This window comes from Desulfotomaculum defluvii, from assembly GCF_054657375.1.
This window is the reverse complement of record NZ_BAAHYV010000006.1, coordinates 370,073-382,932: the sequence shown is the minus strand read 5'-3', so window position 1 is coordinate 382,932 and position 12,860 is coordinate 370,073. Positions and strand designations below refer to the sequence as shown.

Sequence of the window (12,860 nt, the reverse complement as noted above, 5' to 3'; positions counted from 1 at the left end):
ATCCCTACCCTCCCGAGTAATCCTGTAATAGGTATGGTTCGATGATAACCTATCAACATATTGCCCTGAACCTTTTCTAACAGGCCCTTATCGCTTGGTTTCTCCTTTGATTTGGTTGGCCTTTAAGTAAACAGTGATTTTTTCATCTATCACTACCAGATAGGACTTTAATTGATACTGATTGCCATTGGCTTCTATCTCACGGTTATCTACTACACCAGGAATCCATAACGTATCTAGGCCATCCACTTCTTGTCCAATTAAAGGCGCTAACCAGTTTTTCACCTTTTCATTTGCTTCCAAATTAACACTAAGTTCATCAAAATCTGTTAATCCTTCACGGGAAGAAATGATAACATAGGTTTCTATATGGGTAATAGTTTTCTTTTTTTCCTTTTTACTATTGTCTTTTATTTTTAACAATTCAGTTTGAGTATCTGCCAATTGGTCCCGTAGGGTTAGATTGGTCAAGGTAAGATGATCCACCTGTTTGCCAATGATCACATTGGTTGTTGCAGCGCCCAATAGAATACCCAATACCAGAAAAGCACAACTTCTTAATAATGTCCCCTTCATTTAGAGTTTCCTCCACATAGGGCTAGGATCAGGTAGTAACCCGCTTGGGTACCGGCTAAAGCACTAACAATATAAAAAATCTGCTTAATAACTGCCCGGACCTCACCATTAAAAAGACCACTCTCAAAGACTTCAAAGGTAGAGAAGGTACCTCCGATGGCCGCGGCAATGGCCCATATTTTCATATCCCGGGACAATTTTAGCATGACACCTAAGGAAGGTTCCCTTACCAGCAGCGCCGCCAAAGAGCCGATAAGTACTGAGCCCAGCATAATGCCAAGGGCAGTAAAGAAAATTAAAATAACTTTATGTCCAAAGGTTTCTACTTTTATCACCCCTCATAAGGACAATCTTCTAATCCTTATTTACCGGACAATAAAAATATGCCTTTGGGTTTACGATTATAGTATTTCTCTATGGATCGCAAAAAGACCTTCCCAAATAGCTTTGGCAAGGTCTTTTATAATTACAGGTATTCCTTTACCTCTGGTTCATAATACTCTTTACCATGACCACAGAGGGGGCACTTCTCTGGTGGTTCATTACCCTCATGAACATAACCACATTCTCGGCACTTCCACTTAATTTTTTGATCCTTTTGGAGGAGTTTATTATTCTCCAACAATTCTAGAAGTTTTCTAAAGCGGTCCGCATGGTGGTGTTCTACTTGCTGAACGGTGGCAAAGAAAGTTGCCGCCTCCTGTTCACCTTCTTCTCTGGCCACCTGTTCGAACTCAGGGTACATATCCTGCCACTCGTAAGATTCTTTATCTATAGAAGCCAATAAATTTTCTTTGGTTCCTTTAATGCCACCTAAAAGCTTTAAAATTACTTCTGCATGTTCTTTCTCATTTCTAGCTGTTTCTTCAAAAATCTCCGCTATCTCATGCCAGCCTTCCTTCCGGGCTACGGATGCAAAGAAAGTATAATAATTACGGGCCATACTTTCCCCGGCGTAGGCTGCCTTTAAATTATCTACGGTTTTCTTAGTCATTTAGCTACCTCCAATTTAGGTATTCTGTTGCCATTTTTACCATATATTGCCTAGATTATACCATTGGTACCTTACAAAATTAGCTTCTGACCTAACCAATTGAGCACATTTATATTGACCCTCCCCCAGTTGCTTCGATACAATTTATACTATGTGATCAGACTTATTTGTATAGGAGTGTTAGCTTTGGCTAAAAAACAAGAGATCGAATTTACCATTTCCGGACACGAAGTAGATAAAGACTTAGCTCGGGTGCCTATAAAAGTATCTCCCGCACTTCAAGCACTCATTGCTAACCAACTTGAGCTAATGGAAGTTGTGGAAAAAAACCATCCTGATTATAATATCTTTGTGGAACAGCACCGCATGGAACTGCTGCAAATTGAGCAAGAAATATCCTATGCTTTTACTAACTATATGCAAAAAAAGGAAAAGGCCCGGGAAAAGAGAGAACAAAGAAAATCTAACCTGGCTACAGAACCACCTAAGTTTGAAGAAGAGACTCCCTTTATAGCAAATTTTTCTACAGAAGAAACTTCAGTTACTACCTCTATTACTACTAAGGATGATCTTCCCTGGGAAGATTCCCCTAGACAGACCCATGAGGAACAACGCTTTGTTGATCATGGCTATGTGGATGAAAAGCCAGTACCCTCTCTGGATGACTTGGCTGCTACCATTAGTCCGGGCCTACCCTCTGCCAAATACCAACCCAGAACTGCACCAGTGGAAGTAAAATCTGAAATTGATATCAGAAGGGTTGCCATTGGTGCCGCTATTAAGAGCCTTCGCACTTTCTTAGGCAGAGAACTTAGCGAAGAAGAAATTGTCCAAATCGAAAATCAAGTTGATTCCTACCTGAAGTAAGATAAAAGAAGTGTCGCAAAACTACTTTTTAGTAGCTAGCGACACTTCTTTTTTTAAGACAACTTTTAGAGAACGATTAATCATTGTGCAACAGTTTCTTTTTTACACATGTTTATTATTTTTCGTTGCTTTTTTCCTCTTCAATAAGTATCCGCCGGAGAACTTTACCTACGGTGGACTTGGGTAATTCCGTTCGAAACTCGACCTTCTTTGGTACTTTGTACTGTGTCAGGTGCTGTCGGCAAAACTTGATTATTTCATCTTTTTTTGCTTCTTGACCTTCCTGCAAGACAATAAAAGCCTTTAATACCTCACCCCTACTGCGATCCTTAATCCCGATCACGGCAGCTTCCTTTACCTTGGGGTGCTCATAGAGTACTTCTTCTACTTCCCTTGGGTATATATTATATCCCATACTAATAACCAGATCTTTTTTTCGGTCCACAATATAGGTAAACCCTCTTTCATCCAGACGGGCAATATCCCCTGTAAACAACCAATCATCCCGCAAAACCTTTTCTGTTTCCTCTGGCATGTTCCAATAACCCCTCATGACCTGGGGTCCCCGGATACATAACTCACCAATTTCACCTGGTGGCAACTCTCGCTTGCCAGTTTCCAAATCAACAATCTTAATTTCAGTGTTGGGAATCGGTAAACCTATGGAACCATCAACTTTTTGATTGTTTAATGGGTTACAATGGGTTACCGGCGATGCTTCTGTTAAACCATACCCTTCGACCAATTTAGCCCCGGTAACAGCTTCAAATTTTTGCTGTACCTCTGACGGTAAGGGTGCTCCCCCAGACAAGCAAATGTGAATTGACGAAAGATCATATTTTTTTACTTCTGGGTTGGCGATGACGGCCACATATAGGGAAGGTACGCCCTGAAAGACCGTGGGTTTATATTGAGCGATCTGTTTCAGTAAATTCATTGCCTCTAGGCGAGGAATTAAGATCATGGTAGAAGCCAGGTAAACAGATAAGTTCATGCAAGTTGTCATAGCAAAGATGTGAAAGAAAGGCAGAACACAGAAGAATCTTTCCTGGCCATCTCGACATTCTCTTAACCAATACCTGGTTTGCATAACATTACCCGCTAGATTTTGATGGGTTAGCATGGCACCTTTAACAATACCTGTGGTTCCCCCAGTATATTGAAGAAGTACGATGTCTTCCTGAACATCCAAGTTAACCTCCGGTGGGGCTGGCAAAGAATTTACCAGCAATTGTTCAAAGGAAATAATCTCCTTTTCTTCACTGGTACCAGCTAGTCCGTTCAGATCATTGCCCAAGGCTAGGTACTCCTGCACCCCTGTGGAAATCATTGTTTTTATTGTAGTACCCGGAAGTACTTTGGCTACCTTGGGTTGTAACTGATCAAGAAAGATTAAGATCTCTGCCTGGGAATCCTTTAGAATATAAGCTAAATCCCGCTCTGAATACAAGGGGTTTACCATCACTGCAATGGCCCCCAGCCGCATAACGGCATAATAAGCAATGACCACTTGTGGGCAGTTGGGTAGCATAATGGCAACTCGATTCCCTTTTTTTACGCCCAGGCCATGCAGTGCCGTGGCAATACGGTCAACTCTTTCTTTTAGTTCAGTGTAGGTCAGTTGATGGTTTTGAAAAATAATTGCAGTGTTAACTGGATATCTCTTGGCCGATTGATCTAAAAAATCATAAAGAGAAATTTTAGGAAGGTCTATGCTTGTGGGCATCCCTTCCGGGTAATAGCTGTGCCAAAGATGTTTATCAGTCAAATTACTTTACCCCCTTGGGAAGATTGAAACCATTTGTACAAAGCCCATGGGGAAAATTTCTGTATTGGAACTGATTTTTCCTTTAGAAATCATGTCGAAAGAAAATTTTATTGCAAGTACATGGCCAACTTACTGACGAGTGGAAGGCAAAATCGGGGGGATAACGATAGCACCCCTGGCCGGTTACCTAAAAATAATAATTTATTCCTTCTTAGGGAAAGCTACCCTAAATTAATTTTAGAGGTGAAATCAAATGTGGGACGGTTGGCCAATTAGTAGGATAATCCTGTTGTTTTCAGCCTTGGCACTATTCTTAATTTTTGTTCAGGTAACCCTTCTTCATTATCGACAAAACTTTCGCCATTGGGCCATGTGGGCACCTGTGCTGGGAACTCCGATCATAGGCATGTTGCTGCTGACTTTAGTTTTCTATAATATCCCCTGGCTGAGAGCCATCACAGGTATTTTTTGTGCAGCAGGGGTATTGTCGGGTTTAGTTGGCTTTGGTCTTCATGTAGAAGGTGTAGGCGAACGTGTGGATGGCTATCGTATGCAAAATTTTTTGGTAGGACCTCCGGTAATCTTGCCTCTAATGGTAGCAGCTATCAGTGTACTGGGTCTTATCGCACTTTATTGGAGGTAATGTGTCGTGAAAGAAAATCGTACCCGCTACCCTTCATATGATCTTCTAAAATACCAGGATGAGTGGGATCCCCATACTAGAGAAATAGTAAAAAAGAGACTGGGACCCTTTTCTCAACCAAAAACTTTAACAAATGATGAAGTAATATTAATTAAAAGTATTACTAGCCACCTAATCTATGATAATCGCAGTGAGCTTTTAGATTATGTCACTCATCACATAGACCAAAAATTAACTTCAAAAATTGGTGAGTCCCAACGCAAACCAACTATACCCCCAGAAAAGCAATTAATCCGTGAAGGTTTAAAAGCCCTGAACAATTTGGCCAAGCATTCCTATCATAAAAGCTTTATAGATTTAGCTACCTCGCAGCAGTTTTCTATTCTTTCCGCCCTACAAAGAGGTCAGGTAAAACTTCTACCTGGTTGGGATAAAGAAATGCAGCAGGAATTATTTAAAAAACTAGCATCGGAAATTACCAGTGCTTACTATTCACATCCCATAGTTTGGTCGGAAATTGGCTATGGCGGTCCGGCCTATCCCCGAGGCTATGTGCGGGTAGAACAGGGACTTACTGATCCATGGGAGGCCCGGCAAGATGAAAAATAATCATGATTTTGTAACTCACAATTGCGATCATTATGATGGTCATCGATATAATAACCTAAACCAGCGAAAGTATAAGGACGATGCCGATATCTGTATTGTGGGTGCCGGCGCCGCTGGTGGTGTCCTGGCCTATGAGCTAAGTAAAGCCGGTTTTAAGGTTGTGGTTATTGAAGCAGGTCCCTACTGGAATCCCCAGACGGACTTTGCCAGCGATGAGCTATCTATGGCTTCATTGGGTTGGCAAGATACTCGACTTTCCACAGGCAAGGATCCCATTAGCTTTGGTCATAACAATTCTGGCCGTGGTGTGGGAGGAGGAACGGTCCACTTTACCGGTGTTTTTCTGCGCTTCCATGCCAGCGATTTTAAAGTAAAAACTTTAGATGGTGTAGCTGAGGACTGGCCCTTTAGCTACGAAGACTTAGCCCCTTATTATGACAAAATCGAACGGGACATTGCTGTTTCTGGCCCCCAGGAGTTTCCCTGGGGGGAATTCCCCGGACCTTATCCTTATCCTGTCCGTGAACCAATAAGTGCCAATGCCCAGTTATTTCGCCGGGGCTGTGAAAGGTTAGGGATCCCCAGTGTGGTGACACCCCTGGCTATTCTCTCGGCTCCCTTTGAGGGTCGTCCCCCCTGCATCAACCGGGGATTTTGTAACCAGGGTTGCCTGCCCAATGCCAAGTTTAGCACCCTTATACACCATATACCCAAGGCTATTCAACTGGGGGCAGAGATCCTAAGTGATTGTATGGTCACCCACATTGCTTTAAACAAAGAGGGACTGGTTAGAGGTGTAACCTTTGTCCATGATGGCAAGGAATACTCCCAAGAAGCCAAGGTTTTTATCCTCTCAAACTTTGTGGTAGAAACACCTCGACTGCTGCTTCATTCGGCTTGTGCAAAGTTTCCCCACGGGCTAGCCAACAGCAGTGGCATGGTTGGGAAATGCATCATGCCCCATAGCAGCCATGACCTCTATGCCAAATTTGACGAAGAAGTGCGTCTTTATAAAGGAACACCAGTTTTGGCTTCAACTCAAGAATTCTATGAAACCGATTCTGTCAGAGGCTTTGTGCGGGGTTATACCTTACACGCCCACGGTACTAGACCAGTGGCTATGGCCAGGGGGCTAGCTGCAACAGCCGGCATTTGGGGCAAAGATCTTTACGAAATTATGCGAGACTATAATTTTTATGGACGCATAACCTTAGTGGGTGAGGTGCTACCCAACCCAGATAACTGTATTACATTGGGTGGTGAGAAGGACGAATACGGTATACCCCGTGCAATATCTTCCTTTAGCTACAGCGACAATGATAATAGATTAATCGCCCATGGGATGGAAATGTCTCGGCAAATCTTCGAGGCTGTTGGTGGCAAACCTGCCTTTGTTATACCAGATTCGGCCCACTTAATGGGGGGCACCAAGATGGGTAAAGATCCTGCTACATCAGTGGTGGACCCCTTTTGCCGCTGCCACGATATTTCTAATCTGTATATATGCAGTGCCAGCGTCTTTGTCACCTCCGGCGGCGGTAATCCCACGGAAACCGTCATGGCCATCGCAGCTCGGACTGCTGATCATATTATCGAACAGGCTAAGGCTGGTGGCCATTGAATAATATCAAAGAAGGACGTTCTTGTTTTTAGAACGTCCTTCTTTCTTAAATAACTTTAAATAAATAAATTTGTATCGGCTTCTTCTGCCTCTGCTAAATAAGAGGCCACTCCACCATACTCAATGCCATCTATGAGTTCCTCCGCCTTAATGCCCATTAGATCCATAGACATGGTACAGGCCACCAGCCGTATCCCATTGTCTTTGGCTTGCTGTATAAGTTCCTCCAGGGAAGCTACATTTTTCTTCTTCATGATGTTCCGAATCATCCGAGAGCCTAGGCCAGCCATATTCATTCTGGAAAGCCCTAAGCGTTTGCTACCCCTAGGCATCATCAAGCCAAACATTCTTTCAATAAAGTTTTTATCAACCTTACCAACCACATCTTTTCTCAGGATATTAAGTCCCCAGAAGGTAAAGAACATGGTTATCTTTCTTCCCATGGCAGCACCACCGTTGGCAATGATGAAGGAAGCAATGGCCTTATCCAAATCACCACTAAAGACGATAATGGATTTGCCATGGGGAATATCTAAGGTTTTTAGGTCCCTTTGAGCTGCCTGTACCTGGGTATTGCCCTTCTTAAGCAAAACCCGGTACCCTTTAGCCGTTGATTCAGACTTTAGAAAGGTATTTCCTGTTCGTTCACACCAGGCCTTAGCATCCCTGGGAAAGGACGGGTCCGAAGCAAAGACCTCGAGAACTTCTCCTGGTTGAAGATGTGCTATTTCTTGATACACCTTCATAATGGGTCCAGGACACTGAAGTCCGCAGGCATCCACCTGAATAGTTCTCCCCTGCATATCTTCCTTAGGTTCGGGTATATGTTCAAACTTGGTCATCTGTTCATTCAAATCAATACCCTCCGCATATTTATATTGTTCAGCCAGATACATATCGTAGCCACCACTAAGATTATAAACATCATACCCTCGCTGAGCTAAAATCCGGTAGGCGATATAGCCCCTTAGCCCCACTTTACAGTAAATTATTATTTTTTTATCCTTTGGAATCTCTTTTAGCCTCTGCCGAATACTATCCACAGGCATCAGAATTGAACCCTCCAGATGACCATTCTCATACTCTTCCTGGGTTCGAACATCTAAAATAATACTATCGTCTCTGCTTAATTCCTTGAGGTTCTCCCAATGCAGAGTTTTAACGTCTCCCTTGAGAATATTGGCGGCTGTAAAACCCGCCATGTTAACTGGGTCCTTGGCCGATGCATAGGGGGGAGCATAGGCCAGTTCTAACTCCTCCAGATCATAAACTGTTAGACTATGCTTAATGGCTGTAGCCAAAACGTCAATCCGTTTATCTACACCTTCCCGCCCAACAATTTGGGCCCCAAGAATTTTTCCATCCTCGGGTGAGAAAAGAAGCTTAATAGTAAGCATAAAGGCCCCGGGGTAATAGCCCGCATGGGAACCCGAGTGGGTAAAGGACTTTAAATAAGGAATCCCTGCCCGTTTGAGGAGCTTTTCATTATTTCCCACTGCGGCTGCAGTAAGATTAAACACCTTAATAATTGAAGTTCCCAGGGACCCTAAATATTTATCATTGCCGCCACAAATATTATTGGCAGCAATCCGCCCTTGTTTATTGGCTGGCCCTGCCAGAGGAATCATGGCATATTGCCCACTTATCCTATCCTTCACTTCAATGGCATCCCCTACGGCATAAATAACCGGGTCTGAGGTTCTTAGATACTCATCCACCCGGATGCCACCTTTATCTCCAAGCTCTAGGCCCGCTTCCTTGGCCAGCTTCGTTTCTGGCCGCACTCCCACAGCCATAATAACCATATCCACCTGTTCCTGTTTGCCACTGCTTAGAACTATTTCAATTTGCTTCTCTCCTTGAAACCTTTGCACGGCATCCTTAAGGGAAAGGTTGATACCATTTGCCAGCATTTCCTGTTCAACAATCCTTGCCATTTCTGCATCCAATGGTCCCATAAGCTGATCTGCCGCTTCAATGATGACCACATCCAGACCGGCATGTTTCAGATTTTCTGCCATCTCTATGCCGACATAGCCTCCACCTACCACAGCAGCCCTTCGGGGCTTCCTAACTGTGAGAAAGTCTTTAATTTTATCAACATCAGCCATATTTCTCAGGGTATAAATACCTTCCCGCTGAATCCCTGGTATAGGAGGTAAAATGGGAGCAGCCCCAGGCGACAATACCAAATAATCATAACTTTCCCTATAGGTCTTACCCTCTGAAAAAACCTCTACTTCTTTACTATCCCGCAGAATCCTGGTAACCTCACTCTTGATGCGAATATCGATATTAAATCGTTCCTGCATACCCTGAACTGTCTGTACCAACAAATTGTCTCGTTCCTGAATAACTCCACCCAGATAATAGGGTAAGCCACAGTTGGCAAAGGAAATGTATTCTCCCCTTTCAAAGAGAACAATCTCTGCCTCTTCATCTAACCTTCTTAATCTGGCTGCCGCACTGGCCCCACCGGCAACTCCACCCACAATTAACACTTTTTTTGACATTTTCTTCACTCCCATGTAAGTCACTCTATAAATGCTCTAACAAAATTATTTCATAAAAATTAACTTTCTAACACAAGATACCCCCGGACTATTTACAAACTATATCAGATCGTCTATATACCCCTAGGGGTATGGGTATATAATAAAAATAGCATTCTACTGCCAGTTAGTCAATGGTTATATATCTTCTATTTAGTTCTAAAGGGTTAATTTATTGACAAATAGCTAAAAACGCTGATACCATAGGGGGTATAGTAGCTTAAATGGAGGTTTTTAATAATGCCAGCCAATATCAATATTGAGTTACAACAGGATTTAATGGCCCGTTTGAAGAAAATCGAGGGTCAAGTTCGGGGAATACACAAAATGATTGCAGAGAACCGCAGTTGCAGTGATGTGGTAATCCAACTTGCCGCCGTTAAAGCAGCAATTAATCGGGTGGGTTTTTCTGTACTAGCCTGTCATCTGGCCACTTCCATCCAGGAGAATATGGATCAAGGAAAAGAAATCAATGACTCTCTGGAAGATTTTATGAAGGTATTTAAAAAATTCTCTTAGATTTAGGATTAGTTTTTGGCAGTTAGTCTAACTAATGACTAATATTCCTTAAGGCATAAAAGAACTGCTGCCCCAAAACAAGACAGCAGTTTAACAATTTACACTCTAATGTTTTGGGGGTACCTAGCTAAGAAGGTGGTCCCTTTTCCCTCTTCTACAACGAAAGAGATGCTTCCCTTTAGGTAACGTTCTGTGATTAATTTCATGCTATAGGTTCCTAAGCCCCTGCCACTACCCTTGGTGGAAAAGGATCTCTTAAATATCTGTAACTGAGTCTCCCTGGACATTTCCCCTGGGTTATTAACCCAAAAATGTACCTCATTATCGATTTGATCCACTCCCAGACCAATAACATCACCCTGTTGGGAGGCTTCCAAGGCGTTTTTTAACATATTCCCCAGTACCCTTTTTAAGAGTAGTGGATCACTGACCAAGGTAACCTCCTCTGGAACATTTACTAACTCCAATTGCATTCCCTGGGCAACCGGGTGCTTGGCATATTGTTCCACAATACTAACTAACAATTCAACTGGATCAAAGGGTTCGGGGCTTACCTTTAACTCGTTGTTTTCGGCACTGAGTAAATCCCTTTGAGCGAGAATCTCTTCGATTAGGCCCCCGGCTATTTCCTCCAGATCCTGCATCATTTCCTTGGCTTTGGCAGAGTCTTTGGTAGAACTCAGTAACTCCACAATTCCCCGGAGACTGCCTGCAGTATTTAAAATGTCATGAAAGAATATTCGCTCCAAGGATTTTCTTCGTTTCTCATGACTGATATCAGTTACAAAAACAATGGTAAACTGCTGCCCATCTAAAGCAAGGGGCTTCGCTGTAAAAAGCAAATCCAATGAAACACACTGGCCCTGCCGTTCTACAACTGCCTGGCACTCCCTGGATGCCTTTGCACCTGCAAGACCCACTAATGTGGCCAGGACAGCACCACAGGTTGTACAATGCTCAGTGGTCCCACAGCCTGCTTCATTTTCAAAGGCATGAATACAATGCAAAACTTCTCCTGTTCGGGCCCCTAGAACTTTTTCGCTATCTTCAACTTTAAAAGAATCTATTAATGCATCATTACAATAAACAATCTGTCTGTATTGATTAAGGATTAGGATAACATTGGGGAATGCATCAAATATCGAATGCACATCATAAATCTTTTGCACGATTTTAGCCTGCTCCAATATTTTATCCTTCGGCAACCGGGCAGCCGGGGCAAAATAGGTAAAATGGTTCTGATACAAAATTTCACTCATACTCTCCGACACCGCCTAAAGTTATTTACGCCGTATTTAATTCCCTGTGAAAAGAAAGATTCCTGCTCAGACCAAATTGGTTTAGGCAGTAACCTTACTACGCTTATTTTCATACATACACTTATCTGCAGAATTGATCAATTCATCAAGGGTACAGGGATGCCCTGGGTCGTAAAAGGCAACACCAAAACTGAGGGATATATTATACTTTCTAATTCCCCGTGAGTTAAATTTCTTTACATTTTTTGTTATATTAGCTGTTAATTCTGGTAACCTATCTTCCTGGTCACCTAAAACTATCACCGCAAACTCATCCCCACCCAAACGGCTAAGGAGGTCTGATTCCCTAAAAGTTTCTCTTAAAATACTTGCTGTGTCAATTAGTGCCTGATCACCTTGGTGATGACCAAACTGGTCATTTATGCGCTTCATCTGGTCAAGATCAACAAAGAACATCATCAATTTCCCTGCGGTAACTTTGGTCGCCTCTAGCTGTTGCTCTGCCAATGTAATGAAACCACGTCTGTTATACAGACCGGTTAACTCATCACGCAGGGATAAATTGCGTAATTTCTCCCTTAACTGTACATTCTCCGTAACATCCCGCAAGGAAGCAAGATAAGCATTTTTACCTTCCCAATTTATTTCCACTACATGCATTTCAGCCACAACAAGTTCATTATTCTCTCGAACAATGGAGACCTCTTTTTTTTCACCGGAAGTTAATTTAAATCTAAAGGGCTTCTCCAATATCTCATTGGCGGAGCAGCCGAAAAGTGCTTCTGCGGCGGGGTTAACATAACTAACAACCCCTTGGCAAGTTACCACTACCATGGCATCACTATTCTTTTCAAGGATGGTTCGGTAATTGTTCTCAAGTAGCCTAATTTGGTTCAGCGCATCCTTTAATTGATTATTGGACTGCTCCAGTTCCAGATTCTTTTGCACAGCATTTTCGAAGGTAGAGAGGAGCAGGTCTATAATTTGCATGCGCTCGGAGGTAAGGAAGTGCTTTTGCCCTTCAAAGAAAACTTCCATACCCATTTCTGTACTGCCACATTGACGCAATTCTTTATTGATTAAGATATGGCGTATGCGTGAGAGTAAAAATTGTTCATTAAAGGGCTTAGTTAAAAAATTATCTGCTCCGGAGGACAAGCCTTTAATAACATCCTTGGGATCCGAAAGCCCTGTCAGCAGAATAACCGGTATATCTTTTAAACTCTCGTTTGTTTTAACAGTCTTGCAAAGCTCGTAGCCATCCATTTCTGGCATGATTATGTCACTGATGATGATAGTGGGTTTTTTCATAATTATATAGTCAAGGGCCTGTACCCCATTATAGGTCACATATACCTGATAACCATTTTGCTCTAAGATATATCTCAGTTGCTCCGCTTGGGTACGGCTGTCCTCAACCACCAGAATACTAACATTATTACTCAAGAATGT

12 protein-coding genes are annotated in these 12,860 nt (G+C 42.6%); 5 read left to right on the top strand and 7 right to left on the bottom strand.

Annotation, left to right across the window (positions count from 1 at the left end; translation table 11 throughout):
• Positions 1 to 87 precede the first annotated feature (87 nt).
• From ACYQ03_RS04500 to ACYQ03_RS04490, 3 genes are all read right to left on the bottom strand, one after another.
• Positions 88 to 576, bottom strand: a complete 489-nt coding sequence (locus ACYQ03_RS04500) for a sporulation membrane protein YtrI (RefSeq protein ID WP_459907957.1) — start codon at positions 574 to 576, stop codon at positions 88 to 90.
• Entirely contained in the window at positions 573 to 911 is a 339-nt protein-coding gene (locus ACYQ03_RS04495) for a YtrH family sporulation protein (RefSeq protein ID WP_459907956.1), read from the bottom strand. The genes ACYQ03_RS04500 and ACYQ03_RS04495 overlap by 4 nt, the downstream gene beginning before the upstream one ends.
• Before the next feature lie 131 nt (positions 912 to 1,042).
• Positions 1,043 to 1,570 (bottom strand): rubrerythrin family protein, encoded by a 528-nt coding sequence (locus tag ACYQ03_RS04490; protein WP_459907954.1) that lies wholly within the window; start codon positions 1,568 to 1,570, stop codon positions 1,043 to 1,045.
• A gap of 186 nt (positions 1,571 to 1,756) precedes the next feature.
• On the opposite strand from ACYQ03_RS04490, the gene ACYQ03_RS04485 reads away from it, so the two are divergent.
• On the top strand, positions 1,757 to 2,437 hold the full coding sequence (locus ACYQ03_RS04485; protein WP_459907952.1) for a hypothetical protein: 681 nt from the start codon (positions 1,757 to 1,759) through the stop codon (positions 2,435 to 2,437).
• A 115-nt stretch (positions 2,438 to 2,552) separates the two neighbouring features.
• Here the strand turns inward: ACYQ03_RS04485 and ACYQ03_RS04480 are convergent, their stop codons facing one another.
• Positions 2,553 to 4,205 (bottom strand): long-chain-fatty-acid--CoA ligase, encoded by a 1,653-nt coding sequence (locus ACYQ03_RS04480; RefSeq protein ID WP_459907951.1) that lies wholly within the window; start codon positions 4,203 to 4,205, stop codon positions 2,553 to 2,555.
• Positions 4,206 to 4,458: 253 nt separating this feature from the next.
• On the opposite strand from ACYQ03_RS04480, the gene ACYQ03_RS04475 reads away from it, so the two are divergent.
• The 3 genes from ACYQ03_RS04475 to ACYQ03_RS04465 are packed head-to-tail and all read left to right on the top strand — an operon-like array spanning position 4,459 to position 7,078.
• Positions 4,459 to 4,848 (top strand): hypothetical protein, encoded by a 390-nt coding sequence (locus ACYQ03_RS04475; RefSeq protein ID WP_459907950.1) that lies wholly within the window; start codon positions 4,459 to 4,461, stop codon positions 4,846 to 4,848.
• Positions 4,849 to 4,854: 6 nt separating this feature from the next.
• The gene (locus ACYQ03_RS04470) at positions 4,855 to 5,457 is read left to right on the top strand and encodes a gluconate 2-dehydrogenase subunit 3 family protein (protein ID WP_459907948.1); all 603 of its coding nucleotides are present in this window, start codon (positions 4,855 to 4,857) and stop codon (positions 5,455 to 5,457) included.
• Positions 5,447 to 7,078 (top strand): GMC family oxidoreductase, encoded by a 1,632-nt coding sequence (locus ACYQ03_RS04465; protein WP_459907947.1) that lies wholly within the window; start codon positions 5,447 to 5,449, stop codon positions 7,076 to 7,078. The genes ACYQ03_RS04470 and ACYQ03_RS04465 overlap by 11 nt, the downstream gene beginning before the upstream one ends.
• A 56-nt stretch (positions 7,079 to 7,134) precedes the next feature.
• On the opposite strand, the gene ACYQ03_RS04460 is transcribed toward ACYQ03_RS04465, so the two are convergent.
• A complete protein-coding gene (locus ACYQ03_RS04460; protein WP_459907946.1) occupies positions 7,135 to 9,591 on the bottom strand; it encodes a DsrE/DsrF/DrsH-like family protein in 2,457 nt (818 codons plus the stop codon).
• Between the two features lie 279 nt (positions 9,592 to 9,870).
• Here ACYQ03_RS04460 and ACYQ03_RS04455 point away from each other — a divergent pair, with 279 nt between their 5' ends.
• Positions 9,871 to 10,149 carry a metal-sensitive transcriptional regulator gene (locus ACYQ03_RS04455; RefSeq protein ID WP_459907945.1) on the top strand — a complete coding sequence of 93 codons (279 nt, stop codon included), beginning with the start codon at positions 9,871 to 9,873 and terminating at the stop codon, positions 10,147 to 10,149.
• A 98-nt stretch (positions 10,150 to 10,247) separates the two neighbouring features.
• Here the strand turns inward: ACYQ03_RS04455 and ACYQ03_RS04450 are convergent, their stop codons facing one another.
• Both ACYQ03_RS04450 and ACYQ03_RS04445 read right to left on the bottom strand, forming a co-directional pair.
• Entirely contained in the window at positions 10,248 to 11,408 is a 1,161-nt protein-coding gene (locus ACYQ03_RS04450) for a sensor histidine kinase (protein ID WP_459907944.1), read from the bottom strand.
• An 81-nt stretch (positions 11,409 to 11,489) separates the two neighbouring features.
• Positions 11,490 to 12,854: a diguanylate cyclase gene (locus ACYQ03_RS04445; RefSeq protein ID WP_459907942.1), complete on the bottom strand. Its 1,365-nt coding sequence runs from the start codon at positions 12,852 to 12,854 to the stop codon at positions 11,490 to 11,492.
• Positions 12,855 to 12,860 lie beyond the last annotated feature (6 nt).